Annotated in this window: 27 protein-coding genes; 9 read left to right on the forward strand and 18 right to left on the reverse strand. The window is 66.8% G+C overall.

From position 1 onward, the window contains the following. The first annotated feature begins 147 nt into the window (after positions 1-147). From AC5Y7E_RS10780 to AC5Y7E_RS10790, 3 genes are all read left to right on the forward strand, one after another. Positions 148-453, forward strand: coding sequence for a DUF6907 domain-containing protein (locus AC5Y7E_RS10780; protein WP_499948872.1), 306 nt, complete (start codon positions 148-150; stop codon positions 451-453). Continuing rightward, positions 450-680, forward strand: coding sequence for a hypothetical protein (locus tag AC5Y7E_RS10785; protein WP_499948873.1), 231 nt, complete (start codon positions 450-452; stop codon positions 678-680). Before AC5Y7E_RS10780 ends, AC5Y7E_RS10785 begins: the two co-directional genes overlap by 4 nt. A gap of 93 nt (positions 681-773) precedes the next feature. Next, complete coding sequence (locus AC5Y7E_RS10790) at positions 774-1,271, forward strand: hypothetical protein (RefSeq protein ID WP_499948875.1); 498 nt, start codon at positions 774-776, stop codon at positions 1,269-1,271. A gap of 17 nt (positions 1,272-1,288) precedes the next feature. Here AC5Y7E_RS10790 and AC5Y7E_RS10795 read toward each other — a convergent pair whose 3' ends face one another. The 11 genes from AC5Y7E_RS10795 to AC5Y7E_RS10845 form a co-directional block, all read right to left on the reverse strand. Then, positions 1,289-3,277 carry a hypothetical protein gene (locus AC5Y7E_RS10795; RefSeq protein ID WP_499948876.1) on the reverse strand — a complete coding sequence of 663 codons (1,989 nt, stop codon included), beginning with the start codon at positions 3,275-3,277 and terminating at the stop codon, positions 1,289-1,291. After that, positions 3,277-3,447, reverse strand: coding sequence for a hypothetical protein (locus AC5Y7E_RS10800; protein WP_499948877.1), 171 nt, complete (start codon positions 3,445-3,447; stop codon positions 3,277-3,279). The genes AC5Y7E_RS10795 and AC5Y7E_RS10800 overlap by 1 nt, the downstream gene beginning before the upstream one ends. 976 nt (positions 3,448-4,423) lie before the next feature. Next, on the reverse strand, positions 4,424-4,594 hold the full coding sequence (locus AC5Y7E_RS10805) for a hypothetical protein (RefSeq protein ID WP_499948878.1): 171 nt from the start codon (positions 4,592-4,594) through the stop codon (positions 4,424-4,426). Positions 4,595-4,632: 38 nt separating this feature from the next. Beyond that, positions 4,633-5,928, reverse strand: coding sequence for a phage major capsid protein (locus AC5Y7E_RS10810; RefSeq protein WP_499948880.1), 1,296 nt, complete (start codon positions 5,926-5,928; stop codon positions 4,633-4,635). Then, positions 5,894-6,241: a hypothetical protein gene (locus tag AC5Y7E_RS10815; RefSeq protein ID WP_499948883.1), complete on the reverse strand. Its 348-nt coding sequence runs from the start codon at positions 6,239-6,241 to the stop codon at positions 5,894-5,896. Before AC5Y7E_RS10815 ends, AC5Y7E_RS10810 begins: the two co-directional genes overlap by 35 nt. Then, positions 6,234-6,575 carry a hypothetical protein gene (locus AC5Y7E_RS10820; RefSeq protein WP_499948884.1) on the reverse strand — a complete coding sequence of 114 codons (342 nt, stop codon included), beginning with the start codon at positions 6,573-6,575 and terminating at the stop codon, positions 6,234-6,236. Before AC5Y7E_RS10820 ends, AC5Y7E_RS10815 begins: the two co-directional genes overlap by 8 nt. Continuing rightward, complete coding sequence (locus AC5Y7E_RS10825) at positions 6,572-6,898, reverse strand: NUMOD4 domain-containing protein (protein ID WP_499948885.1); 327 nt, start codon at positions 6,896-6,898, stop codon at positions 6,572-6,574. Before AC5Y7E_RS10825 ends, AC5Y7E_RS10820 begins: the two co-directional genes overlap by 4 nt. Positions 6,899-6,913: 15 nt before the next feature. After that, positions 6,914-8,104 (reverse strand): hypothetical protein, encoded by a 1,191-nt coding sequence (locus tag AC5Y7E_RS10830; RefSeq protein ID WP_499948887.1) that lies wholly within the window; start codon positions 8,102-8,104, stop codon positions 6,914-6,916. A 187-nt stretch (positions 8,105-8,291) separates the two neighbouring features. Beyond that, positions 8,292-8,522, reverse strand: coding sequence for a hypothetical protein (locus tag AC5Y7E_RS10835; protein WP_499948888.1), 231 nt, complete (start codon positions 8,520-8,522; stop codon positions 8,292-8,294). Between the two features lie 452 nt (positions 8,523-8,974). Next, entirely contained in the window at positions 8,975-9,874 is a 900-nt protein-coding gene (locus AC5Y7E_RS10840; protein ID WP_499948889.1) for a tyrosine-type recombinase/integrase, read from the reverse strand. A 28-nt stretch (positions 9,875-9,902) separates the two neighbouring features. After that, positions 9,903-10,550, reverse strand: coding sequence for a riboflavin synthase (locus AC5Y7E_RS10845; protein WP_499948890.1), 648 nt, complete (start codon positions 10,548-10,550; stop codon positions 9,903-9,905). 118 nt (positions 10,551-10,668) lie between these two features. Here AC5Y7E_RS10845 and AC5Y7E_RS10850 point away from each other — a divergent pair, with 118 nt between their 5' ends. Further along, complete coding sequence (locus AC5Y7E_RS10850; protein ID WP_499919723.1) at positions 10,669-11,376, forward strand: LppX_LprAFG lipoprotein; 708 nt, start codon at positions 10,669-10,671, stop codon at positions 11,374-11,376. Continuing rightward, on the forward strand, positions 11,373-12,953 hold the full coding sequence (locus AC5Y7E_RS10855) for an MFS transporter (RefSeq protein WP_499919720.1): 1,581 nt from the start codon (positions 11,373-11,375) through the stop codon (positions 12,951-12,953). Before AC5Y7E_RS10850 ends, AC5Y7E_RS10855 begins: the two co-directional genes overlap by 4 nt. On the opposite strand, the gene ribD is transcribed toward AC5Y7E_RS10855, so the two are convergent. The 4 genes from ribD to fmt all read right to left on the reverse strand — a co-directional run bounded on the left by ribD (position 12,950) and on the right by fmt (position 17,121). After that, positions 12,950-13,975, reverse strand: a complete 1,026-nt coding sequence (gene ribD, locus AC5Y7E_RS10860; RefSeq protein WP_499948891.1) for a bifunctional diaminohydroxyphosphoribosylaminopyrimidine deaminase/5-amino-6-(5-phosphoribosylamino)uracil reductase RibD — start codon at positions 13,973-13,975, stop codon at positions 12,950-12,952. The genes AC5Y7E_RS10855 and ribD overlap by 4 nt on opposite strands. After that, positions 13,972-14,670: a ribulose-phosphate 3-epimerase gene (gene rpe, locus AC5Y7E_RS10865; protein WP_499948893.1), complete on the reverse strand. Its 699-nt coding sequence runs from the start codon at positions 14,668-14,670 to the stop codon at positions 13,972-13,974. Before rpe ends, ribD begins: the two co-directional genes overlap by 4 nt. A gap of 52 nt (positions 14,671-14,722) precedes the next feature. Next, positions 14,723-16,072 carry an RsmB/NOP family class I SAM-dependent RNA methyltransferase gene (locus tag AC5Y7E_RS10870; protein ID WP_499949188.1) on the reverse strand — a complete coding sequence of 450 codons (1,350 nt, stop codon included), beginning with the start codon at positions 16,070-16,072 and terminating at the stop codon, positions 14,723-14,725. Between the two features lie 101 nt (positions 16,073-16,173). After that, positions 16,174-17,121 (reverse strand): methionyl-tRNA formyltransferase, encoded by a 948-nt coding sequence (gene fmt, locus AC5Y7E_RS10875; RefSeq protein ID WP_499948895.1) that lies wholly within the window; start codon positions 17,119-17,121, stop codon positions 16,174-16,176. A 177-nt stretch (positions 17,122-17,298) separates the two neighbouring features. Here fmt and AC5Y7E_RS10880 point away from each other — a divergent pair, with 177 nt between their 5' ends. After that, positions 17,299-18,126: a class I SAM-dependent methyltransferase gene (locus AC5Y7E_RS10880; protein ID WP_499948897.1), complete on the forward strand. Its 828-nt coding sequence runs from the start codon at positions 17,299-17,301 to the stop codon at positions 18,124-18,126. Positions 18,127-18,129: 3 nt separating this feature from the next. Here the strand turns inward: AC5Y7E_RS10880 and AC5Y7E_RS10885 are convergent, their stop codons facing one another. The 3 genes from AC5Y7E_RS10885 to AC5Y7E_RS10895 all read right to left on the reverse strand — a co-directional run bounded on the left by AC5Y7E_RS10885 (position 18,130) and on the right by AC5Y7E_RS10895 (position 21,605). After that, positions 18,130-18,615, reverse strand: a complete 486-nt coding sequence (locus AC5Y7E_RS10885) for a MarR family winged helix-turn-helix transcriptional regulator (RefSeq protein WP_499919709.1) — start codon at positions 18,613-18,615, stop codon at positions 18,130-18,132. Positions 18,616-18,742: 127 nt separating this feature from the next. Then, positions 18,743-20,755 (reverse strand): primosomal protein N', encoded by a 2,013-nt coding sequence (locus AC5Y7E_RS10890; protein ID WP_499948899.1) that lies wholly within the window; start codon positions 20,753-20,755, stop codon positions 18,743-18,745. 79 nt (positions 20,756-20,834) lie between these two features. Next, positions 20,835-21,605 (reverse strand): lysoplasmalogenase, encoded by a 771-nt coding sequence (locus AC5Y7E_RS10895; protein ID WP_499948901.1) that lies wholly within the window; start codon positions 21,603-21,605, stop codon positions 20,835-20,837. On the opposite strand from AC5Y7E_RS10895, the gene lipI reads away from it, so the two are divergent. From lipI to AC5Y7E_RS10910, 3 genes are read left to right on the forward strand one after another with little or no spacing between them, the layout of a single operon-like run. Next, the gene (lipI, locus tag AC5Y7E_RS10900; protein WP_499948903.1) at positions 21,604-22,578 is read left to right on the forward strand and encodes an esterase LipI; all 975 of its coding nucleotides are present in this window, start codon (positions 21,604-21,606) and stop codon (positions 22,576-22,578) included. The two genes, AC5Y7E_RS10895 and lipI, sit on opposite strands and share 2 nt — an antisense overlap. A gap of 22 nt (positions 22,579-22,600) precedes the next feature. Next, the gene (locus AC5Y7E_RS10905) at positions 22,601-23,572 is read left to right on the forward strand and encodes an alpha/beta hydrolase (RefSeq protein WP_499948905.1); all 972 of its coding nucleotides are present in this window, start codon (positions 22,601-22,603) and stop codon (positions 23,570-23,572) included. A gap of 10 nt (positions 23,573-23,582) precedes the next feature. Then, positions 23,583-25,079 (forward strand): flavin-containing monooxygenase, encoded by a 1,497-nt coding sequence (locus AC5Y7E_RS10910; protein ID WP_499948906.1) that lies wholly within the window; start codon positions 23,583-23,585, stop codon positions 25,077-25,079. Positions 25,080-25,082 lie beyond the last annotated feature (3 nt).

Genomic DNA, 25,082 nt, shown 5'->3' on the forward strand with positions numbered 1-25,082 from the left:
TCAACCGCTCGACGTACTTGGCGATTAGCGGCGAACAAACGCTGTGCTTGACCTGCAAAGACCAGGCCACATGTCGGCGCTGTGGTGTGAAATATGTTTGATCGAGCTACCTGCCTCGATGCACCTAACTGAGAGGTAAATCACACCATGCCCACCACACCGACTCCAAGGCCCAACGTCCCACTGCCCGCTGGCGCCCTTTCCGCCGACATATGGGAGTACGGCGAGCGCGTCGTCCTCGGTCCGCCCCACAGTGTCCCCATGCGCTCGGATGTGGTCGTGCGAGCCTCCGCAATCCAGCGGGCGGATGGCACGGTTGCACCGCGCCCCGAGCCGCCGGCGGTTCGCGTGGATCTTGATAGCGATGTGGAGTTCACCGCCGAGCAGGCGCGCCAGTTGGCTGCGGCTCTGCTGGATGCAGCCGACCAGGCCGATGAGTGGGCCGGGCGATGAGCACCGACGAACCGAACATCTGGCAGAAGGCGCCCGTCTGGGCGCGTCTCATTGTCGTGCTGGGTGCGCTGGCCGTCGTCGCGCTGCTGCCGTCAGCCGGTCAAGGGTTGGTGATTAACGTCGTGACGGTCGGCTTCGTCATCGCGGTGATGTGGGCGGTGATCCGAAGTGTCGCGAAACCTCGCCAGCGGCGTGGAACCGATCCGCCTACATCCGCGTCTGAGTAATTGAACGGGCCGCCCCTACTCTCCAAGGGGCGGCCCGTTTCATGCGCGACGATGCATGTCAAAGATCGATGATTTTCTGGAAGGCTTGTCCTCGTGGAAATTAACGAAAAAACTTGGTCGAACACTCAACCGCTAGCAGACGTTGAGGGACGGGTAGCTCCGAAGGCGGTCGTCGTCGCACTGAACTCAATCATCGGCGACGCGGACACGGCGGCAAGCTGGTCACAGGTGTCTTACCCCACAGCATCCACAACGGTGTGGCAATGCTGGATTGTCACCGAGAGCGCAATTGGCCATATCAGGGTTGAGTACCAACACGAGCTATATGACCAAGAGGCCGAGCGCCAGGAAGAGCTCACCCCATCAAACTGGTCCGCGTGGGTCCGGCCACTAGCTGACATCCTCAGGCTTGAATACGGGGCCTTCTATGCGGCTACAGGCAAACCGACCACGTTTGAGCCCGCCATCCCCATCAAGGTCATCTTCACCAACGGTGAAATCACCATTCCGGAGGGCAACTCTATTCCAGTCGAGCACCGCGCCGCGGCGGACAAGATCTTCAGCAAGCTTCGGGCTGGCCTAAAATTCTGAAGCGCCGCTGATCTACCCTACGACGGCGCCGGCAGACCGCCCTGGTAGCTGTGGAATCGCGAGTTCCGTTCCCATTGTTGGAGCATGATCAGCTCGCCATTGTCTTTGATCGTGTTGCCCGAGGTGATGATTCGGTTGTCCTGGTGGATGGTTGTCGGGCCGCCCACAGCGTCCTTGATGCCGAACGAACCGCCAGCCGGACCCGCGCCTGCGGACACCATCGGGCCGGGATGAGGGATCAGTCCGGCGAGCTCAGACAACAGGCCACCGCCGCCGCCACCCGAGCTCATGCCGGGGGCTCCCATCGGACCGCCGCCCATGCTGTTCATTAATCCCATGCCGTAGTTGAGTAGGCCGCCGCCGAGTTTGACGGCACCGAAGTCCAGCGGGGATTTCCCGCCGAACACGGAACCATCCAACCCGAACATCTGCAGAACACCATTAACCAAGCCCTGGCCGAGCTGCTGACCCTGAGACTCAAACGGACTACCGCCGCTCTGACCGCCAGGCCCCGTCGACGTCACATACAGCGGGTCATGCTCAGCGCCGGTAGGGATTTGAGCGCCCGCCAGCGACGACGCCTTGAAGTTGCCCATGGACAGGTGCGCGTGCTGAGTGAACTCGGGATCTTCGGCACCCGCAGCGCCGGCCCCGAGTGCGAATGAGCCATGGGAGCCACCTGATTCGGCATGAATACCACCGGGCAGCGTTGCCGCTGTGTGGCCGGCATTGCCGCCACCGTGGTCATACCAACCGATATTGAAGTCGTTCGGACCGCCAAGACCTGGCTCGAAGCCATGAGAGAACAACCACTGGCCCTCATTCACGGTGCTGAAACTGGCTACGGGGTCGAGCCCGAGCGCGACGTTGGCCAGCTTGGCCACCATGCCCGAGCAGTCATTGCGCAGTGCCTGGCTATACGGGGTTCCCTCAAGGGATTTCGCGAACGCGAACAGATTCGCCACCCTGCCGCCAGCCGCATGGAGGTCCGCGCGGCTACTGACGCTGGGTGTGCTAAGGCTGCTGCCGCCGATCCTGGTACCGCCGCCACCACTGCCGCTGCTGTGTGAAGGCGCGGGCGCCGGCTCAGGCGTGGGTGTCGACGACGATGACGATCCGCCCGAATACCAGTCCTTGTAAAAGTTGCCCGGCCCCGAAGCCGCCGGAACCGGAGGAGCCACCCCATTCGGAGCCCGCACCGCCCCAGGAGGTATAGGGCCGATAAAGTTTTGCGGGTAGGGCTCAATGCCGCCGCCAGAGAAGCTGATGCTGCCATCCGACAACCTCGTCGCCCCCGGTGGCAGCGGGTCATCCGAGCCCTTGCCCCGCTCTGGGTCATACCCGAAGAGGTTGCCGAAGAACTTTCGAGATTGCTTGGCCCCGAGGTGTTCTCCGAGCCAGTTCCCCATGTCTTCGGGCTTGGGCAGATCCTCAAACCATCTACCAAACGAGCTGCTGTCGTGGATCTTCTGGTCGATCCTGTCGATGATCGGCTCCGCAAGCTGCAGCCCCGCGACGACCGCTCCGATCTCCCCGGCCCACAGCGTCGCTTGTGAGGCCGCCGCACCGATCTTCCCCGGCAGGCCCTCAAACGTCGACGAGATACTCCCGACGCTGCCCAACGCGTCCTTGAGCTTGTCGTCCAAGCCCTTGATGTGCGGATCAGCGCCCTCCAACGGCTGCTGCCAACCAGAAATGTCCAATCCCACCGTCTTGGCAAGGTCACCCAGCCCGTCGAACGCGTGCTTGGTGCTGTCCAGAGCTGTCGGAATGTCCCTGAACGCGCCCCTCAGCGAGTCCCTAGCGGTCTTACCGACGCTGTCGAACGTGTCCTTCGCCTTCGCGCCGGAACGATCCAGCTCATCATCGACGCTCTTGCCGATGCCCTTAACCGCGCCCCCGAATTTGTCCTTCGCGTCCTTACCGGCCTTCTCCATCGCGGCAGAGATGCCATCCGTGTGGGGCACCACGGCTACCCACAAATCAGCGGCGTGAAAATCCGCCATCAGGCACCGCCCTTCGAGGTCATTTCCTTAACCAGCGCCAGGTGGGAACGGCGCTTCGGCGCGTTCACCTTCTGCAGCTGATCAAGCAAATTGGCCAGAACCTTGCTCGCCGCCGGCCACTGGTTCGTTGCACGGGGGTTATCCATCAACGCGGCAAGCTGGAACGCCATAGCGGCAAGCCCAGGCCTAGCTTCCGCAGCAAACCCCGCCTCAATGCGCACAGCTTGCTCCACCATCCCAGGGCCTTGACCAGCACCCTCGTCTGCCGGCGCCCCGTTCCCGCGCTTTGCTGCACGATAACGGGAGTTTGCTGTACGGCATTGTTCGCAGCGACAACCGTTGTTATAGCGGCTCAAAGTCCCATGCTCGGCCATAATCTTATCCATCTCCGCTGGTAGAACACGTGGGCGTGTGCAATAGCGTCCGCGCGTGTTCGTTGGCAATTAAATTCGTGTGCGCGAAAATCTCCGAGGCGCCCCCTAGGGTGGCCGGATGGTCGGAGGGCGATTTGCCCACCCCCTCGCCATTTGCGCAGGTCAGAGACTCGCAGTAAGCCAGCAGACATTCTGGCAATGCTGGTGAGCAATTTTGCTCACCTGGTGCGTGAGGCTGCCGGTCTGATTCCCGGCCGTGTCTAATAGCGGTCACCATGCTGCCCGCGCCCATCTGCCGCGCCGAGGTGTCGATGGTCTGCGCGGCTTCGCCAGAGGCGACCTCACACCTAACACCTGGTTGCAACGGGCATGACCTATGGCCCAATTGGCGCTCTCCATCACCAAGTGGGGGTGGGTAGCAACTGGGCGCTTGTGATGTAACTCAGGCGAGAGCGGAGTTCTACCGACCGCGTTGTAGTCGATGGGTGCGCCATCGAACACGCAATGCCCTAACGGGTACAGCCAGCACGGTGCGTTGACCGCGCGGGCTTGCGCCACGAAGTCAGCACGCCTCGTGCGGTAGCGAGAGGTATCCCGCTTATCGCGCTGTCGAATCGTCAATGGTGATCCTCGGTCTCGCGGTGGGGTTTCGGTGGCCCGGCGCTGGTCGCAGCTCGGGCAATTAAAGGAGCGCCGTCCTGGCTGAGCCATCACTGATGCCCGGGCATGGAGCCCTTCTGGCAGTGGTTGACGCCAGGCCACCGAAGATCATCTACTTGACGCGTTCGACGTAGCCGCTGTCTTCCCATTCCTGGGCAACGCTTTCGGGCACACTCACGGAGTCGCCCTTGACGTACCGCTGGTCGTCGTGAACAACCGACCACCTATCAATGACTTTCACCGTCACCTGCTTCTCAGGCGCCGGTGCACCGTCGATCACCACGTTCTCGGCCTTTCCTCGTTTGATTACCCTGGCGGCCATTACGAGGTCGGCAATCCGGAGACGAGGTTGATAGCGGTCGGCCGCGGGGTGGCCAGCGCAATACGGGTTTCCGCGATGTACTGATAAATGTTCGACGACGCCTGGCTATATGGGTCGAAAAACGTTGTGAGAGCTTCGCGGACGTACAGCACGGCTGCACCTGACTGCACCGATAGCACTGCGGCTGTACCTGCGGCCTGCTGGGTGGTCTGCGTGCACGGCACACCGAAGATGGTTTCCTCTTCGTTGGTGCCGCTGATAGCGCCAGCGCCCTGCAGGAGATCCAACTGGTAGCGGTGGTTGTCGTCCTTCAACCGGCGAATGGCACCCAGCGTGCTCGGATGGATGAAGACTCTATCCGGGACGAAGTAGTCGTTCCTCAAGGCGACAAAAGCGCGGCTCAGCGTGTCGAGCGGGCTCTCGCTATTGGCCGAATCGAGTGCAGTGGTCAGGGTTCCCGACACGTTGTTAATGCCGGCGAATCCATTAGCGCCCGTGGTGCCGTTCAGCAACAAGTTGCTTTCAGCGTTGTAGACGCTGCGAGCCAGCTCGGTAACCAGCATCTGCGCGAACGCATCACCGGCATCCTGAACCAGCTCGTGGGTGGCGAGGAACCTGCCAGCCACCTTGGCTGGGCGCACGTACGTCTCGGTCACGGTGGGCGAGATGTCGGGCTTCGTTGCACCCTCGGCCGTGTAAGCAGCCTCAGCCGCATTCGCGGTGTGCTTGAAGTACGCGATACCCGGGCCGTCCATCGCCGCGGCCGGGAAGAAGTTCGCGACTCGGGTCAGCTCGTAGGGCAGGCCCCAAAAGCCGCCAGGTCCGGGCTGCTGGATCGGCGGGAGCGCGTTGTTCAAGCCACCTTCAGTCAGCGCGGCCTTGGTCCGCATACCGTCCATGAATCCGTGCTCGAGGCCCTTGGAGCCGACATGCACTTTGAACGGCATCCGCTGCTGAGCAGCTTGTTTCAGCGCCGCGATCTGCTCGCGGTCCATCGAGTAGACGGAGGTCGGCTGGATACGGTTTTCCATTCCAGGGCCGAAGCCCTTGAACGCGATGCCGTTGTCGCGGTCGCCGTACCCATTGGTCGGTCCGCCGTATGGAATGGGGTCAGCCGAGCCGGCCCACTTCAAAGCCGCCTGGTGGGTGTTCTTTTTGGTCAATAGCCTTTCACCTTCATCGGTGAGTGACTTCATGCGGCAATATGCCGCGTCGCTGATGCTTTTGCTCTCGACAAGCGGTATGAGTTCCGCTGAGATTTCATCGAGCCTCTGTTGCTGGGCCTGAGTCCACATTTTTCTTCCCTAATTGGTCTAAGAAGTTTTTGATGTCTTCACGCCAGTTGGGGTTGCGGATTGACTCACGTTCACCGACGAGCTCGCAGAAATATTGCCACTGCTTGCCGTTAAGTTCCGCCTTGCCGTTGAGCCGTTTCAACTTGGCTTCAATCTCGGCGATGCGTTTCGCGTCGTCCATCGCGACACCCCGTGGGCGTGATGTGATTTCGGCCGGGGAGAGTTCCGTGGGCCGTACCGCAGGGAAGTTATTCACCGTGTCCGCCGGGGCGCTAACCGTGGGCGGGGGGTTTTCACCGTGCTGCTCAGTCACTGAGTTTACCACCTTCGTTGTAATTTCCGTTGAGTTCCATGTATTCGTTTAGTGCGGTTCGCCATTCCGCTGCGACACGTGCACCCTCGGGGCCACGTTTGGCTAGCAGAATGGCCCCTGTGAGGACGCACAGGCGACTAAAACTACAATCCGCGGGTGTTTCCGCCTTCGCGGCTAGCCTGTATCCCAGCGTGGACATAGCGCCGATAGCGCGTAAGTCGGACTCGTCGCATTTGTCGAATTCAACGCCGAGTTCATCAACCTTCATGCGGTAATAGATGCCGTGCAAAAAAGAGCCGACGAATTCTTCGGCACTCATCTCCCAGCCGCTCATGCTGCAGCCCCAGACTGTCTAACGCCGTTAGACAGTTCTCCCCAGACTTCCCGCATCAGTACGGACACGAGCCGGACATGTCTGTGACCATCTCTGGCCAGGGTGACTGATAGGTGCTGGGGGCGTCCGTTAACCGGGATGGGCTTGAGCACCTTCCCGCGTACGCGGTAGCGCCACCCATTCGAGCGAACGAGATTGCGGCTGACGCTTCGTACCCTGCCGTAGTTGGATATCTGGTAGTAGCCGACCCAATCGGGGATGTCGCGCCACTGCTCAGTCATGACGCGGCCCCCCGTCTTGGTGATGGCGGTCAGGGAAAGCATTTCGTTGGTTCTCCTTTAATAATCAAGGTCGTCATCGAGGGTTGACTTGAGGTGGTCGAATTGTGAGTCGATTTCGTAGTGTCCCGTTTTAGCTATTTGCCAAAATCCTTCGGATTCGGATTCGATGCGGCGGATTTCGGCGAGATTGCCTGCCATGGAGTGCTGGCAGTCCACTTCGTATTCTTCGTCGTCTTCGTCGTTGAGGAGATTGATTACGTAGCCGTGGCGGTCCAGAAACTTGCCAGTGCCGTAGCAGAGGTTGCAGGTTTTAGGCGGGCATGCGGAGCGCCCGCTTGCGGGCGGGCGCGCAGCGTGCTCGCCTTTAAGTTCTTTTAAAGTCTTAACAGACTTAAAAGACTTATGGGAATGGTCGTTTACGCTGGTCAGTGAATCGGAGTTGGACAGGGGTCTGTCCACAGGTGGACAGGGGTCTGTCCAACCATGGCCAGGGGTCTGTCCATTGGTGGACAGGGGTCTGTCCATTTCGGGTGCTTCGTCGGGCTGCGGATCGGGGTCCTGGAAGTGCTCTTGGGGTTTGGCGGCGATTTTTTTGAGCGCCTCCGCCAGTGTGAGTTGGCCGGCTTGGTGGCCTTCCCAGGCGATGTGCGCGACCCGGTAGGCGAATTCGGAATTTCCGCAGCGGTCCATGACGGCATCGAATACTTCGGCCTCGAATTTGTTACAGGCGTCGGCTTCGGCCCTCAGCCATTCCGTCTGGATTTGTTTCTCCGCATCGAGCCATTCCTGGACGAATCGTTTCTCCGCGTCGAGCCACTGCCGTACGAATTCGTATTCCGCGTCTAACCATTCTCGGACAAATTCTTTCTCCGCTTTGAGCCATTTCCGGCAATCTTCTTCGTGAAAGTGCTTAAAGGTTTCCCACAACTCGAGTCGTTCGTCTGGCGGGATGATCGTGTACACGTTGGCGCCGCCGGATGTATCCGTGATGTCCCAATATTTTTCGCGGTACAGCTCGTCAACCGCGCGGCGGACCGACCGATAGGTCATGCCACAGAGGTTCGCCATTGCTTTATGGGTCGCCTTGAAGTACCCCTTGCGGCCCGCCAGCTTGAGTACGGTCAGCGTGGCGACGAGCTTGGCCGGTGGCGACAGCGCGGGATTGGCGCAGAGGTCGTAGATCCACGCGAACTTGATCTGGTTGCCGTTGGGTTCCGGCGCCGGCTCGGGCTGCTGGCGGCGGGTCACGATTCCCCCTGAGCCCACCCCTCCGAGCGAAGGTCGGGGGTGTTGTCGTCGTCAATCAGGCCCAAGTCGCAGTGCCATTCCTGGGGGTGGTTGCCTGTATACTGACGAATGGTTAATGGTGTGGCGTGGAGGCCGCTTGAACTGTTGATTGGCCCCTTCGGGGGCCTTTCTTCTTTTGGCGGGCCGGTCATGCTGCACCACCGCCCCGGCGGCGGCTCTGGGCTGATTTCAGCGCCAGCTTGGCGAAATATGCTTTGCGCAACGACTGAGCGCGCAACTCGTCGCCATCAGCCTCGGCGAGGAACTTGTCTTCGAATGCCCTGCGCGCATTGGCGGTACGGGCGGTGCGGTTGAGAGTGTTCGCCCAACTGGTGTGAGCAGCGATGCTCGCCTTCAGCGAGATTTCTGATTCGGTCAACGGACAGCCTTCGCTAATCGAAGGCCCGTTGAGACCTTGCCTAAGGGCGTACCCCCGGTGGTGAAACCGTAGCCGGGAGGGCGGTTATGGTTATGCACTCTAGCGCATAACGCTGCATTAGGAAGCTAAGCGGTGTTCGGCGCGTCCGGCGACGGCTTCTCGGGCTAGCTCAAGAGCTAGTCGGCGCTCGTTGTAGGAGCCGCGGTAGTTGCAGCGCCCGTTGACGCACTCAAGCACAGTGTTTGTGTTGGCCGATACGTGAACATCGGCGGAGAAAACCCCACCCCTTTGAGAATCCCTGCGGCGCATATCTTTTCCCGATAGGCCCCACCGTGTCGTCATCTGGCCGTCCCTCACGAATAGCGTGATGTTGGCGATGAAGTGCCCGTGTGGACACAGAACTCTAATTTCGCGCGGCGACTGTTCCAATTGGCGGATCACGTCCTCGGTGTTCACAGCTCACCTAGATTCAGTCCGCGTGCTTCTACCGCAGCGCGTTCCGCCGCGCTAGCGCCCGTATATCTGTCAAGCATGGAGCGGGTAGTCCAACCAGCCACGCTCATCAGTCCCTGTTCGCTTCCTCCCGCGCGGAGCCACCGGGTGGCAGCGGTGTGGCGCATTAGGTGAAGGTGGAAGTTTGCAATGCCGGCGACTGCAGCTCGGCGCTTGAGCGCGATATTCAAGCCGTGATAGGAGAAGGTCTGACCGCCGCCGCCGAGCCAGAGTGGATCGGTGCCGCTGAGTCGGTGGCTGCGGCGGGCGCGAAGGTAGCGGTCGATCGCGGCGGCGGTTTGCGGCCCGAAGGGAACTGAGCGGCCCTTGCCGCCCTTGCCGCGCCGTATGGTCGCGCGCCCTTCCTGTAGGTCGACATCGGCCGCGCTCATTGCGATGACTTCGCCGGCCCGCAATCCGGTCTCGGACATCAGTCGCACAATGGCCTCGTCGCGGCGGTCGATCAGTTCTTTCCCGGCGCACGCCTTAATCAGTAGCCGTAGTTGCTCGTCGCTGAGTGCTTCCACCATCTTGTTGTCGAGCTTGGGTGGCTTGACACCGAGCAGTGGATTGGCGTCGATCTCGTCTTCGTCGGCTAGCCATGCCGCGAATCGGCGCAGTGCCATATGCCGAGAACGAGCGGTGGCGGCCTGGGCACCGCCGTCGAGCAGGTCGGCGGTGAATGCCTGCACAGTCTGTTTGGTGATCTCGGGCGCCATGCCCGCGGACTCGCACCAGCGCAGGAACGCCAACACCCCTTCGGTGTAGCTCGCGACCGTGGCCGGGGATTTGCGTTCGGCCCGCATGGCCAGCTGCCAGGACGGCAGGAGTGCAGCTAGGTCGGGCGCACTGGGGGTCACACGGTTATCTTAAACCAGAGCGCTGTGCTTACGTGCTATTCTCGCCTGTGTCAGCTAAACCGCTGGCAGATCGGATATTCGGGGTGAGTAGTCGTTCAACATATTTGGCGATGACATCGACTTCGAGGTTCACCGGCGTCCCGACTGCAGCGCGGCCCAAGGTGGTCAATTCGCGGGTGGTGGGTATCAACGAGACTTCGAACCAGTCCCCCGGCCCTCCGCCCAGCCCGGACACCGTCAACGAAATCCCGTCGACGGTGATCGATCCCTTCTCCACGACGTAGCGGGCCACCTCGGCGGGCATCTCGATTCGCACCACTTCCCAGTGCTCGGACGGGGTCCGGGCCACGATGCGCCCCGTCCCGTCGACGTGCCCCTGCACGATGTGGCCGCCCAGCCGGCTGTTCACGGCCGCGGCGCGCTCCAGGTTGACTCGGCTGCCGACCTGCAATTCGCCCAAGTTGGACCGGTTGAGCGATTCGGCCATCACGTCGGCGGTGAACTGACCACCGGGCAACAGCTCGGCGACGGTCAGACACACGCCGTTGACGGCGATCGAATCGCCGTGGCCCGCGTCGGCCGTCACGACGGCGCCGCGAATGGTCAGCCGCGCCGCCTCGGAAAGGACCTCACGAGCAGTCACCTCGCCGAGTTCCTCGACAATGCCGGTAAACATCCTCTTAGGCTAATTGGGCCTCAGGCAGACTGATGAGCAGGGCAAAGACCGCGACCCGGGCGACACCGGCCCCCCGCGTTCACCAGAGCAGTCACCGGCACCCTCTACGATGCACAGTATGCAGACCCGCCGCCGTCTATCGGCCGTCATCGCATCCCTTACCCTCGCCACCGCCCTGATCGCCGGCTGTTCGTCGGGCTCCAAGCAGAGCGGCGCGCCGCTTCCCGACGCCACGACCTTGGTCAAGCAGTCGGCGGCCGCCACCAAAAACGTGAAGAGCGCGCACCTCGTGCTCAGCGTTCAGGGCAAGATTCAGGGGCTACCGCTCAAGACGCTGACCGGTGACCTCACCACCGCGCCTGCCACCGCCGCCTCGGGCAACGCGACGATCACTTTGGGTGGTTCCGACATCGACGCCAACTTCGTGGTGGTCGACGGAACCCTGTATGCCGCCCTCACCCCGAACAAGTGGAGCGACTTCGGCAAAGCGTCCGACATCTACGACGTCTCGGTGCTGCTGAACCCCGACACCGGGCTGGGCAACGTGCTGGCGAACTTCAGCAACGCCAAGGCCGAGGGCCGCGACAACATCAACGGCCAGAACACGGTCCGGATCAGCGGAAACGTCTCCGCGGACGCGGTGAACAAGATCGTGCCGCAGTTCAACGCGACGCAGCCGGTACCCAGCACGGTGTGGATCCAAGAGAGCGGTGACCACCAGCTGGTCCAGGCCAATCTGCAGAAGAGCTCGGGCAACACCGCCCAGATCACCCTGTCCAACTGGGGCGAGCCGGTTCAGGTCAGCAAGCCCCCGGTGAGCCAGTGACCGCGGACACCGAGGCCCAACCCGGCCACCAGACCGGACGTCGCGTAGCGATCAGCGCGGGCAGCCTCGCGGTCCTGCTGGGCGCCCTGGACGCCTACGTCGTCGTGACGATCATGCGCGACATCATGACCGACGTTCACATCCCGATCAACCAGCTGCAGCGCATCACCTGGATCATCACGATGTACCTGCTGGGCTACATCGCCGCCATGCCGCTGTTGGGCCGCGCTTCGGACCGATTCGGCCGCAAGCTGGTGTTGCAGGTCAGCCTGGCACTGTTCATCGTGGGCTCGGTGGTCACCGCGCTGGCCGGTCACTGGGGCGATTTCCACCTGCTGGTCGGTGGCCGCACCATCCAGGGTGTGGCCAGCGGCGCGCTGTTGCCGGTCACCCTCGCGCTGGGCGCCGATCTCTGGGCGCAGCGCAACCGCGCCGGTGTGCTGGGCGGCATCGGCGCCGCGCAGGAGCTCGGCAGCGTGCTGGGCCCCCTGTACGGGATTTTCATCGTCTTCCTGACCCACGACTGGCGCTACGTCTTCTGGATCAACGTCCCGCTGACCCTCATCGCGATGGTGATGATCCAGTTCAGCCTGCCGTCGCACCAACGGGTCGAGCAGCCCGAAAAGGTCGACCTGGTCGGTGGTGTGCTGCTGGCGGCCGCCCTGGGCCTCGCCGTGATCGGTCTGTACAACCCGCAGCCGGACGGCAAGCAGATTCTGCCGAGCTACGGGTTACCGCTGGTCATCGGGGCGGTCGTGGTGGCGGTGCTGTTTTTGCTCTGGGAACGCTTCGCGCGCACCCGGCTGATCGAACCGGCGGGCGTGCACTTCCGCCCGTTCCTGGCCGCGCTGGGCGCCTCACTGTTCGCCGGTGCCGCGCTGATGGTGACGCTGGTCGACGTGGAGCTGTTCGGCCAGGGCGTGCTGGGCCAGGACCAGGCCCAGGCCGCCGGGCTGTTGCTGTGGTTCCTGATCGCCCTGCCGATCGGGGCGGTGCTGGGCGGCTGGATCGCCACCCGGATCGGTGACCGGATCATGACCTTCGTCGGACTGCTGATCGCCGCCTACGGGTACTGGCTGATTCACTTCTGGCGCCAGGACGTGATGAACCAGAAGCACAACATCTTCGGGGTGTTCAGCGTGCCCGTGCTGCACGCCGACCTGCTGGTGGCCGGCATCGGCCTCGGCCTGGTGATCGGGCCGCTCACCTCCGCCGCGCTGCGCGTGGTGCCATCCGCCCAACACGGCATCGCCTCGGCGGCGGTGGTGGTGGCCCGGATGACCGGGATGCTGATCGGCGTTGCCGCGCTCAGCGCGTGGGGCCTTTACCGGTTCAACCAGATCGTGGCGAACCTGACGGCCGAGATCCCGCCCAACGCCACCCTGTTGGAGCGCATCGCCGCGCAGGGCACGCTGTACCTCAAGGCCTTCGCCCAGATGTACGGCGACATCTTCTTGGCCACCGTCGTGATCTGCATCGCGGGCGCGCTGTTGGGCCTGTTGCTCGGTGGACGCAAAGAGCACGCCGAAGAGCCGGAAATCGCCGAGCCGCAAGCGGTCTCGCTGAGCGAGCGCTAGCCGCTGCGCGGCACCAGGCTGAGCACCACGTCGGGTCCCACCCGGTCGATGCCGTCGAACTGCCAGCGCAGCGCCCGCGCGATCGTGGTGACCCCGACGTCGTCGACCGCGGTGACCGGGCCGCCCAGCAGGGTCGGAGCGACGTAAGCCAGGATCCGGTTGACCACCCCGGCCCGCAGGAAGGCGCCGGCCAGGGTGGGGCCGCCCTCCAGCAGCACATCGGTGCGGTCCGACACGGCCTTGAGCACCTCTAGCGGGTCGTGCGTGCGGATCAGCATGGTCCGCGAATCGTCGTTGAGAACCTTTGCTTCCGAGGGTATTTCACGCTTCCCGACGACGACTCGCAGCGGTTGCCGGCCGGCCAGTGAGCCGTCCGGCAGCCGGGCGGTCAACGCCGGGTCGTCGGCGAGCACGGTGCCGGTCCCCACCACGATCGCGTCGGCGGCCGCGCGGCGACGATGCAGATCGAGCCGCGAGGCCTCGCTGGAAATCCACTGGCTGGAGCCGTCCGCGGCCGCGCTGCGGCCATCGACGCTGCTGGCGTACTTCCAGGTCAGGTGCGGAAACCCGGTCCGTTGCTTGTGCAGCCACTCGCGCAGCGGGCCGCCGGTCACCTCGTCGGCCAGCACGCCGGAGTGCACGGGTACGCCGGCTTCCTCGAGACGGGCCGCTCCACCGGCGGCTTCCGGGTTCGGGTCGGCGACGGCGTACACCACGGTGCCCACCTTCGCGGTCAGCAGGGCGTTGACGCACGGCGGGGTTCTGCCGTAGTGGTTGCACGGCTCGAGGGTGACCACGACGGTGCCGCCGGCCGCCAGCTCACCGGCCCGCCGCAGCGCCAGGATCTCGGCGTGATCGCCGCCGGCCGGTTCGGTGGCGCCGACACCGACCACCTCGCCACCGGCGTCCAAGACGACCGCCCCCACCGGTGGGTTCGGATACGTGGTCCCCTTGACGTGATTGGACTGGTCGATCGCCAGGCGCATCGCGGCGTCAAGGCTGTCGCCCGGCGGAACCGTCATCGACGCAGGTGCGGGGACGCGTCGGCGGCCTGGCGGCGCAACGCGTCGATCGCGGCCCCCGGGTCGTCGGCGCCGTAGACGGCCGACCCGGCGACGAAGCAGTCGACGCCGGCCTCGGCGGCCTGCTCGATGGTGTCCTCGTTGATGCCGCCGTCGATTTCGACCAGGATCGTCAACTCGCCGGCCTCGATGAGCTTGCGGGCGGTGCGCACCTTGCTCAGCACCTCGGGGATGAAGCTCTGGCCGCCGAACCCGGGCTCCACCGACATGATCAGCAGGGTGTCGAATTGCGGCAGGATTTCCAGGTAGGGCTCCAGCGGGGTCCCCGGCTTGACGCTGATGCCCGCTTTGGCGCCGGCGGCGCGGATGTCGCGGGCCACCGCGATCGGATTCTGGGTGGCCTCGGCGTGGAAAGTGACGTTGTACGCCCCCGCCTCGGCGTACGGGGGCGCCCAGCGGTCCGGGTCCTCGATCATCAGATGGCAGTCCATCGGAATGGTGGTGGCGGCCAGCAGGCTCTCCACCACCGGCAGCCCGAGGGTCAGGTTCGGCACGAAGTGGTTGTCCATCACATCGACGTGCAACCAGTCGGCGCCGGTCACGGCGGCGGCTTCGTCGGCGAGCCGGGAGAAGTCAGCGGAAAGGATCGACGGCGCGATCAGAGGCCCCTTCAACGGTTCCGTAGTGCGAGGCATGAGCGCCAGACTACTGAGCCGCGCGGCCCGCTTCACATCCGGCGCGCCCCCACTACCCCGCCTCGCGGCGCAGCGCGGCCGCGAACATCGCGTCGGTGCCGTGCCGATGCGGCCAGAGCTGCACGTGCGGCCCGTCGCCCAGGTCGGAGACGGGCTCGAACATCGGCCGGGCGTCCAGCGCGCTCACCGGGTGGCGGCGCAGCGCGTCGGCGACCACGCCGACGGTTTCGGCCAGGTGCGGCGAGCAGGTCGCGTAGAGCACCACGCCGCCGGGACGGGTCAGCGCGATCGCGGCGCCCAGCAACTCGCGTTGCAGCTTGGTCAGCGTGGGCACATCGGCGGGTTGGCGCCGCCACCGGGCCTCCGGCCGGCGGCGCAGCGCCCCCAGCCCGGTACAGGGCGCGTCGACGAGCACCCGGTCGAACGCCGGTTCCAGACCGGTGTGTCGCCCGTCGGTGCGCAGCACGTCGACCGGCAACCCACGAGTGTTCTCGGCCACCAAATCGGCGCGGCGCGGCGCCGGCTCCACCGCCGTGAGCCGGAACCCGGACCCCGGGTGGTGCTGCACGCCCAGCGAGGCCAGCAGCGCCGTCTTGCCACCCGGCCCGGCGCACAGGTCCAGCCACCGGCCCTCGTCACCGTCGACCGGCGCCAGGGTAAGCGCCCGGGCCACCAGCTGGCTGCCCTCGTCCTGGACCAGCGCCATGCCGTCGCGCACCGGCGCCAGCCGCCCGGGATCACCGCCAGTCAGGTACACCGCGTACGGCGAATAGCGGCCGACCGTCCCGCCAACCGCGTCGGCCAGCTCGGCGGCGGTCAGTGCGCCGGCGCGGGCGGCCAGATGCACCTGAGGCCGTTCGTCGTCGCTGGCCAGTATCGCGTTGAGTTCCGTGGCGGCGGCGCCCAGCGCATCGGCGAAGGCCTGGGCGATCCACCGGGGGTGGGCATGCACGAACGCCGCATGCCCGATCGGATCCTGCGCCGGGTTCGGGGCCAGCTCGGCGACCCAGGACCGCTCGTCGCGCAAGGAGATGGCGCGAAGCACTCCGTTGACGAAACCCGCTCGCGCCGAGTCGAATTCGATTCCGGCCTGCTCGACGGTGGTGGACACCGCGGCGTGCGCGTCGACCCGGGTACGCAGCAGCTGATACGCGCCGAGCCGCAGCAGGTCGAGCAGCACCGGGTCGATGGCTTGCGGCGGGCGCCCGGCCGCCGCGCCGATGACGGCGTCGAGCAGGCCCCGCGTGCGGCAGGTGCCGTAGGTGAGCTCGGTGGCGAACGCCGCGTCGCGGCCCGTGATGTCGCGTTCGCGCAGCAGCGCGGGCAGCGCGAGGTTCGCGTAGGCATCGCGTTCGCTGACCGCCCGGAGCACGTCGAACGCGGCGGCGCGGGCCGGGTCCAGCGGCCGGCGCGATGGTCGGCGGTCCCGTTGCCGGGGCCGGCGGTCGCGCTGCGGCGGCGTGCGTTCCGCCCGGCCGCGCTGCGCTCTGTCGCGCCCGGTGCTCACGTCGCCCGCATCGCGGGGTCGAGCCGAGCCCCGCGCGCCCAGTCGACGGCGTTCATGAATCGCTTTCCAGGCGGCTGAATGTGGCCCAGCCGCACCGGATCGGAACCCGTGCCGATCCAGACACTCTTGCGATCGACGTGAATGGCGCCGGGCGGCAAGGGTTCTGAAGGCCCGGGCAGTGCGGGGTCGCGGGAAACGTGCACCGGCCCCAGTTTGATGCGCAGATCGCCGATCAGCGTCCAGGCGCCGGGATTGGGCGTGACGGAGCGGATGCGGCGATCGACGGCCAGCGCAGGCTGGTCCCAGCGCACCCGAGCCTGCTCGACGGTGACCTTGGGCGCGAGGCTGACCCCGTCGGCGGGTTGCGGCACCGGCGTCAGCGTCCCGTCGGCGATGCCGTCCAGCGTGGTGGACAACAGCGCCGCGCCCGAAACAGCCAGTCGGTCAAGCAGTTCCCCGGCGGTGTCGGTCGGCCGGATCGTCTCGGTCACGACGCCGTAGATCGGGCCCGAGTCCAGGCTCGGCTCGATCTGAAACGTCGAGGCGCCGGTGATGCTGTCGCCCGCGGCGATGGCCGCCTGCACCGGGGCGGCGCCGCGCCAGGCGGGCAGCAGCGAGAAGTGCAGGTTGATCCAGCCCCGCGGCGGCACCGCCAGCAGGCCGTCGCGCAGCAGCGCGCCGTAGGCCACGACGGCGCAGCAGTCGGGCGCCAGCCGCGACAGCTCCCCGACGAATTCGTCCGAGTTGGGCCGCGATGGCCGCAGCACCGGAATGCCGCGGTCGAGTGCCTCGCGGGCCACCGGTGACGGCTCCGGCTTACCGCGCCGTCCGGCCGCGGCGTCGGGCCGGGTCAGCACCGCGATCACCTCGTGCCGCGGTGAGTCGATGAGACGCCGCAGCGCGGGCAGCGCGGGTTCGGGAGTTCCGGCGAAGACGAGACGCACCGACCCAGTCTAGGAAGCGGCATGCGCAAGCCGGACCCGCCCAAACCCGCGAATATGCGTGAGTACACTGTTTCTTATGGCTATTATTTCTGGTAGCCATTAACTGCGCGGGTCAGAACCTACCGCGAACTCACGTCGACAACGAGGTCCAGACGCCACCCCCCTAAGGAGGTCTGCATGACCCTCGACGCTCCCATCAACGAAGCATCAGTGGCCGCCACGCATCGCACGGTATGGGCCCTGGGCGACTACGCGCTGATGGCCGAGGAGGTGATGGCCCCCCTCGGTCCCGCCCTGGTCGAAGCCGCCGGCATCCGTCCGGGCCTGCGGGTCCTCGATGTCGCCGCCGGCTCCGGCAACATCTCGCTGCCGGCGGCGGCGACCGGCGCCTCCGTGGTTTCCACGGACCTCACCCCGGAGCTGCTGCGCCGGTCGCAGGCCAGGGCGAAGTCGCGGGGCTTGACGATCGACTACCGGGAGGCCAACGCACACGCGCTGCCGTTCGGTGACGGCGAGTTCGACGTCGTCGTGTCCGCGATCGGCGTGCAGTTCGCCCCCGACCAGCCCCGCGCTGCCGCCGAACTGGTCCGGGTTTGCCGGCCGGGCGGCACGATCGGCGTGATCAGCTGGACTCCCGAAGGGTTCTTCGGCCGGATGCTGGCCACCATTCGGCCCTACCGGCCGAGCCTGTCGCACCCCGTGCCGCCTGCGGCGCTCTGGGGCCGCCCGGGCTACGTCACCGCGCTGCTCGGCGACGAGATCGGCGAGATCACCACGGCGCGAGGCATGTTGGCCGTCAACCGGTTCGACAGCGCCGAGGCCGTGCATGCCTACTTCAAGCAGCACTACGGCCCGACGATCGAGGCGTACGCGAACATCGGTCACAACCGGGTGCTGACGGCCGAGCTGGACGCCCAACTCGTCGAACTCGCGCAGGACCACCTCACCGACGGCGTCATGGGCTGGGAGTACCTGCTGGTGACCGGCCGGAAGCGGACCGAGTAGCCGCTACAGGTCGACCTCGGCGTCCAGGTGGACGTCAGGCTCGCCGCCGGCGGCGGTGAAGGCCGTCAGGGCCCGCACCAGCCCGTGCCGCTCGGGTGGCGGCATCTTCGCGACGATGGCCGCGATCTCGGCGCGCCGGTGCGCGGTGACCTGGTGGACGACGTCGCGGCCGCGCGTGGTGAGCGCGGCGAGCAGCTCGCGCCGGGAGGTCGGGTGCGGCAGGCGGTCGATCAGCCCGGCGGCGACCAACCGGTCCACCATCCGGCCGGTGGCCGACGGCTGCACACCCAGCAGACCGGCCAGGGTGGCCAGGTTGACGGGGCCGCGATTGGACAGGATCACCAGCGTCCGGAACTGCGCGATGGTGATGGTCTCGTCGACCTGCCCGACGGAGCGGGCCGAGATGGCCATCAGCAAACGGGAGGCCGTCAGTAGCGCATCGGTGATGACGTCCAACGATTCGTCAACCGCGGTGTGATCCGCTGCCATAACGCCCTCCCCGGATGGTTTCCGGCCTTTCGGCGGCTAAGGATTAGAAAGTGTAGCAACACTCTAATGTCGTAAAAAGAGATTATTGCATGCGTATATTGTCGCCTAGGGTAATGATTGGTGAAGGTTAGCCGATGTGCAGCGGGTCGATCTGGACCCGGGCCGGCTCATGCGTTTGCCGTGTGCTGAGCACGCTGATGCCGCGCCGCAGCGCCGCCGCGAGCGCCAGGCCCTGCTGACGGGGCACGCGCACCAGCATTCGCGTCACCGGGGCGCCGGCCGGCGTTCCGGCCGGGCGGCGCACGCCGGCCGGAAGGTCCACCGGTCCAAGCAAATCCGCGTCGAGGGAATCCTGATCGGACAACCGGACCTCGTCGAGCAGCGCCGCCACGGCGCCGGCGGTCCCGTCGACGGCCGCCATGTGCACGCTGGGCGGCAGACCGACCTCGGCCCGCGCGGTCACCTCGGCCTCCGCATGACCCACGGGATCCCAACGGATCAGCGATTGCACTGTGGGCAGAGACAATTCGGCGACGATCGCCACCACGCCGCCGTCGCCACGGGCCCGCACCAACGCGGCGGCGCTCATCCAGCGCCACAACGCATCCTCGGCCGCGCGCAGGTCTTGGCGGCCCAGCAGCGCCCAGGTGTCCAACAGCAGCGCCGCCCCGTAACCGCCGCGCGCCTGCGGTTCGGCACCAGGGGTGGCCACCACCAGGGCCGGACCGGCCGCGACCTCGGGCACCACGCCGTCGCCCGACGACGTGATCACCGCCGTGTCCGGGAACGCGCGGCCGAGTTCCTCGGCGGTGCGGCGCGCGCCGACGACGACCGCGCGCACGGCGTCAGACCCGCAGCGCGCGCACCGTCGGGTCGGGTCGACGCGGCCGCACCAGCGGCACAGCAAGGCGGCCCCGCCCTCCTGCAACGACAGCGGGCCCGTGCAGTGCCGGCACCGGGCGATCGTGCGGCACCGCGCGCAGGCCAGCGCGGGGATGTACCCGCGCCGGGGCACCTGCACCAGCACCGGGGCCCCGGCCTGCAGCGCCGAGCGGGCGGCGCGCAGCGCGATGGACGGGACGCGGGCCGTGCGCGCCGCCGGGTCGCGCTCGTCGGCGTAGCCGGTGTCGTCCAGGGCGATCACTCGCGGCGTGCGGGCGCGCACCACGGGACGCGCGGCCACGATGTCGTGCGCCCAGCCGCTGCGCACCAGCGCGTGGGCTTCGGCCGTGCGCGCGTAGCCGCCGATCAGCGCCGCACACCGGGCCTGATGCGCGCGCAGCATGGCCACCTCGCGGGCATGCGGATACGGCGCGCGCGGCTCGGCCAGGCTGTCGTCGGCGTCGGCCCACACCATGACCAGCCCCAGGTCGCTCAGCGGTGCGAACACGGCGCTGCGGGTGCCGATCACCAACCGCGCGGAGCCGCGCAGCGCCGCCAGCCACCGCCGGTACCGGGCGGCCGGCCCCAGGCCGGCCGACAGGGCGACCACGCTGCCCTCGTCGATCCGCGTCGTCGCGGCTCGCCACAGCGCGTCCAGGTCGCGCTGGTCGGGAACGATCGCCAGCGCCGAGCGGCCGGTCCGCACCGTTTGCGCGGCGGCCTCGGTGAACCGGTCCGCCCACGACTCGCCGGGAAGCGCCTGCCACACGGCTCGGGCGGCCCGCGATTCGGCCAGGGCGGCCAGGAACTGAGCGCCCCGGCCGTAACCTTCCCAGCCCGACGGATCGACGGGCCCCGGGGCCGCGGCCTCGGGACCGACCGAGGGTTCCCGCTCCACCCTGGCGTGCCGGGCCGGCACCGCCAGACGCAACACGTCCGGGCGGGTGCCGGCGTAGTGCGCGGCCACCGCGTCGACCAGCCGGCGGATTTCCGGGGTGAGCACCGGTTCGGCCGACACGACGCGATCCAGCCAGCCCAGTTTGCCGGGGTGATCGGTGTCGTTGCGGCGCTCCAGCACGAACCCGTCGACCAGCCGGCCGTGGAAACGCACCCGCACCCGCACCCCGGGCTGGGCGTCGTCGGACTGTTCGGCCGACACCAGATAGTCGAAGTCGCGGTCGAGGTGGGGCACCGACAGCATCGGCAGCACCCGGGCGATGGGCTCCACCTCGACGGGCGTGCGCGCGCTCGGACTCACCGCGTCTCCGGACCGCGAATCATGTTGTCATCCAATGGTTTACCGTCGGAGTCCGCAGCGTACCGGACACCGGCGACAATCAGCTCTCGACGGGCGCCGGGGCGTCCCCGGCGGCCTGCGCGGGAACCTCGCGGCCGAAGAAGAAGCCGGCCGTGATCAGGATCTGGGCCGCCGCGTAGGACCACCAGATCGGCACCGCGAGGGCCTCGTTGCCGAGGATGAAGCGGCCGATGGCGATCATCGAGTCCGAGGCCGCAAAACACAGCGCCCCCACCGCCGTCCAGATCGTCGGCAGCTTCGCCAGCAGGGCCGCGCACACCATCGCGGTCAGCACCACGATGTAGAGCGTCACCGGCAGCGTCAGCTTTTGTGCGCCCAGGTGGGGCCAGAACCAGCCCAGCAACGCGATCGACGCCGCGCACATCAGGACCGCCGCGACGATGCGCATCGTCGACGGGCGGTCATCCTCCGAAGCTCCGGAGAACTCCGGAACCAGCGGCAGCAGGGCGGCGATGAAACACAAGTGCGCCAACAGGAATGCCCCAAGCCCCACCTCGAACGACAGCGGCCACCACGGGATCGCCAGCACCCAGTCGCCGACGGCCGACCCCAGCAGCGCCAGCATCAACCACCGCCGCTCGCGGACCTTGGCGTGGCCCGCCGCGGCCAGCGTGAGCAGCAGCGCCATCGAGGCCTTGAACGCCGGCTGAAACACCCAGTGACCGGTCAGCTCGATCCCCGGCGGCGAGCGCAGCGCGAGCACGGTCAGGTAGATGCCGTAGCCGAGGGCCACCCAGCCGGCCACCACCCAGGCGCCGGCCACCAGGCGGGGTGCGTACGGTACGTCCATGCCCAGCTTGGATAACACAGCCGAGGAGAAACCCGCTATCGACCCCATCCTGCAGAAGGTACTGGATGCGGTTCCCTTCCGGCTATCCACTGAGGACGGAATCCGCGCGGCACGTCAGCGGTTCCGCGACCTGCCGCGCCGGCCGCTGCATCCCGAGTTGCGGGTCCAGAACCGCACGATCCGCGGCCCCGCCGGCTCCATCGAGCTCCGGATCTATTGGCCGCCAAGCTATCCCGACGATGATCGACAGTGCGCCGCCGCCCCGGTCGTGCTGTTTTTTCACGGCGGCGGCTTCGTCATCGGCGACCTCGAAACCCACGACGGCACGGCGCGCCAGCACGCGGTGGGCGCCGACGCGATCGTGGTAGCCGTCGATTACCGGCTCGCCCCCGAGCACCCCTACCCCGCTGCCGTCGAAGACGCTTGGGCCGCAACGCTTTGGGTCGCCGAGAATGCGGCCGAACTGCACGCCGATCCCAGCCGGATCGCGGTGGCCGGGGATTCGGCCGGCGGCACCATCGCCGCCGCGGTGGCGCAGCGGGCGCGCGACAACCGCGCCCCTTCGATCGTGTTCCAGCTGTTGTGGTATCCGTCGACCATGTGGGACGCGTCGCTGCCGTCGTTCACCGAAAACGCCACCGCGCCGATCCTGGGCACCGACGCCGTCGCGGCGTTCTCTCGTTGGTACGCGGGCGAAGTCGCCATGTCCGATCCGCCGTCGGACATGGCGCCGGGGCGCGCGCGTGACCTGAGCGATCTGGCGCCGGCCTACATCGCCGTCGCCGGGTACGACCCCCTGCGCGACGACGGCATCCGGTACGCCGGGTTGCTGACCGCCGCCGGCGTCGCCGCCGAGGTGCACAACGCCGAGACGCTGGTGCACGGCTACCTGGGCTATGCCGGCGTGGTGCCCGCCGCCACCGCGGCGCTCGAGGGCGGACTGACCGCGCTGCGCGCCGGGCTGCACGGGTGACCCCGCGGCGTACGGTGAACGCATGAGCGAGCCGACCCCCGCCCGCCCCGGTATCGATCCCACCTTCAAGGCGCTGCTCGACGCCTATCCGATGACCTTCCGCGAGGCCGACGGCGTCGAGGTTGCCCGCAAGCGGCTGCGGCTGCTCAAGGTGCCGGCGGAAATGCTGCCGGACCTGCGGATCGAGGACCGCACGGTCTCGCACGGCGACCGCAGCGACATCCCGGTGCGCATCTACTGGCCCGACAGCGACGTCACGCCGTTGCCCGTGGTCGTCTTCTATCACGGCGGCGGGTTCTGCCTCGGCGACCTGGACACCCACGACCCGGTCGCCCGCGCGCACGCCGTGGGCGCCGAGGCAATCGTGGTGTCCGTCGGCTACCGGCTGGCCCCCGAGCATCCGTTCCCGGCGGGCGTGGACGACTGCTGGGCGGCCCTGCAGTGGGTCGCCGAGAACGCGGCCGAGCTCGGCGGCGACCCGGCCAACATCGCGGTGGCCGGCGACTCGGCGGGCGGCAACCTCGCCGCGGTGACGGCGCTGTTGGCCCGCGACAACGCCGACAACGGCGGGCCCGAGCTGCGCTTCCAGCTGCTGTGGTACCCGACGGTCATCGCGGATCTGTCGCTGCCGTCGTATACCGACAACGCGGATGCGCCGATCCTGAACCGTGAAGTCATCGACGCGTTCCTGGCCTGGTATGTGCCCAGCCTCGATGTCACCGACCCGAAGGCGCTGCCCACCACCATGGCTCCGGCGAACGCCGCGGACCTGTCCGGGCTGGCGCCCGCCTACATCGCCACCGCCGAACACGATCCGCTGCGCGATGAGGGGACCCGTTACGCCGAGCTCCTCGAGGCAGCGGGCGTGCCGGTCGAGCTGAGCAACGAGCCCACCCTGGTGCACGGGTTCGTCAGTTTCGCGCTGGCGATACCCGCCGCCGCCGAGGCCGCCGAGCGTGGCCTCGCGGCGCTCCACAAGGCTCTGCACCCCTAGGCAGGCAACGATGATCCCCACCGACGACGAAACCCCCGACTACCACACGCTGATCATCGGCGCCGGGTTCTCCGGCATCGGCGCGGCCATCAACCTCGACCGGGCCGGGCTGTCCGACTATCTGGTGATCGAAGCCGGCGACGGGGTCGGCGGCACCTGGCACTGGAACACGTATCCCGGTATCGCCGTGGACATTCCGTCGTTTTCCTACCAGTTCTCCTTCGAGCAGAGCCGGCACTGGTCGCGCACCTACGCGCCGGGCCGAGAGCTCAAGGCCTACGCCGAACACTGCGCCGACAAATACCGCATCCGATCGCGGATCCGCTTCAACACCAAGGTGCAGGCCGCCGAGTTCGACGACGAGCGCCGGCTGTGGCGGGTACAGACCGACCCTTCGGGCGAAATCACGGCGCGGTTCGTGATCAGCGCGTGCGGCGTGCTGACGGTGCCCAACCTGCCCGACATCGACGGCGTGGACTCGTTCGCCGGCACCACCATGCACACCGCGCGGTGGGACCACAATCAGGATTTGACCGGCAAACGCGTCGCCGTGATAGGCACCGGCGCCTCGGCGGTCCAGGTGATCCCCGAGATCGCGCCAATCGTCTCGTCGCTCACCGTATTTCAGCGCACGCCGATCTGGTGTTTCCCCAAGTTCGACGTCCCGCTGCCCACGCCCGCGCGGTGGGCGATGCGAATCCCCGGCGGCAAGTTCGTGCAGCGCCTGCTCAGCCAGGCCTACGTGGAGCTCACCTTCCCCATCTCGGCGCACTACTTCACCGTCATCCCGCTGGCCAAGAGGATGGCGGCACTGGGCAAATCCTATCTGCGGCAACAGGTTCGGGATCCGGCCGTGCGCGAGCAGCTCACGCCGAAGTATGCCGTCGGCTGCAAACGCCCCGGCTTCCACAACGGCTACCTGGCCACGTTCAACCGCGACAACGTGCGACTGGTCACCGAACCGATCGACAAGATCACGCCCGACGCGGTCGCCACCACCGACGGCGAGAACCACGAGATCGACGTCCTGATCCTGGCGACCGGCTTCAAGGTGATGGACCCCGACAACGTACCCACGTTCGCGGTGACCGGAAGCGGCGGAAAGTCGTTGAGCCGCTTCTGGGACGAGCACCGGCTGCAGGCCTATGAGGGCGTCACCGTGCCCGGCTTCCCCAACCTGTTCACCGTCTTCGGCCCCTACGGTTACGTCGGCTCGTCGTATTTCGCGCTCATCGAGGCGCAGACGCATCACATCGTGCGCTGCCTCAAGCGGGCCAAGTGGGTCGGCGCGACCCGCGTCGAGGTCAGCCAGGAAGCCAACGACCGCTACTTCGCCGAGATGATGCGCCGACGGCACCGGCAGATCTTCTGGCAGGACAGCTGCAAGCTGGCCAACAGCTACTACTTCGACAAGAACGGTGACGTGCCCCTGCGCCCTGGCACCACCCCGGAGGTGTACTGGCGCAGCCGGCGATTCGATCTGGACGACTACCGATTCACCGGCTGACCG

Source organism: Mycobacterium sp. NGS17 (assembly GCF_059813205.1).

Coding starts and splice junctions, on each gene's coding strand:
- AC5Y7E_RS10820 (WP_499948884.1), bottom strand. CDS start 6,575: ATGAGCGGCTGGGAGATGAGTGCCGAAGAATTCGTCGGCTCTTTTTTG.
- AC5Y7E_RS10910 (WP_499948906.1), top strand. CDS start 23,583: ATGATCCCCACCGACGACGAAACCCCCGACTACCACACGCTGATCATC.
- ribD (WP_499948891.1), bottom strand. CDS start 13,975: ATGACGGTTCCGCCGGGCGACAGCCTTGACGCCGCGATGCGCCTGGCG.
- lipI (WP_499948903.1), top strand. CDS start 21,604: ATGCCCAGCTTGGATAACACAGCCGAGGAGAAACCCGCTATCGACCCC.
- rpe (WP_499948893.1), bottom strand. CDS start 14,670: ATGCCTCGCACTACGGAACCGTTGAAGGGGCCTCTGATCGCGCCGTCG.
- AC5Y7E_RS10780 (WP_499948872.1), top strand. CDS start 148: ATGCCCACCACACCGACTCCAAGGCCCAACGTCCCACTGCCCGCTGGC.
- AC5Y7E_RS10795 (WP_499948876.1), bottom strand. CDS start 3,277: ATGGCGGATTTTCACGCCGCTGATTTGTGGGTAGCCGTGGTGCCCCAC.
- AC5Y7E_RS10785 (WP_499948873.1), top strand. CDS start 450: ATGAGCACCGACGAACCGAACATCTGGCAGAAGGCGCCCGTCTGGGCG.
- AC5Y7E_RS10895 (WP_499948901.1), bottom strand. CDS start 21,605: ATGGACGTACCGTACGCACCCCGCCTGGTGGCCGGCGCCTGGGTGGTG.
- AC5Y7E_RS10825 (WP_499948885.1), bottom strand. CDS start 6,898: ATGCTTTCCCTGACCGCCATCACCAAGACGGGGGGCCGCGTCATGACT.
- AC5Y7E_RS10905 (WP_499948905.1), top strand. CDS start 22,601: ATGAGCGAGCCGACCCCCGCCCGCCCCGGTATCGATCCCACCTTCAAG.
- AC5Y7E_RS10850 (WP_499919723.1), top strand. CDS start 10,669: ATGCAGACCCGCCGCCGTCTATCGGCCGTCATCGCATCCCTTACCCTC.
- AC5Y7E_RS10885 (WP_499919709.1), bottom strand. CDS start 18,615: ATGGCAGCGGATCACACCGCGGTTGACGAATCGTTGGACGTCATCACC.
- AC5Y7E_RS10845 (WP_499948890.1), bottom strand. CDS start 10,550: ATGTTTACCGGCATTGTCGAGGAACTCGGCGAGGTGACTGCTCGTGAG.
- AC5Y7E_RS10800 (WP_499948877.1), bottom strand. CDS start 3,447: ATGGCGTTCCAGCTTGCCGCGTTGATGGATAACCCCCGTGCAACGAAC.
- AC5Y7E_RS10810 (WP_499948880.1), bottom strand. CDS start 5,928: ATGTGGACTCAGGCCCAGCAACAGAGGCTCGATGAAATCTCAGCGGAA.
- AC5Y7E_RS10880 (WP_499948897.1), top strand. CDS start 17,299: ATGACCCTCGACGCTCCCATCAACGAAGCATCAGTGGCCGCCACGCAT.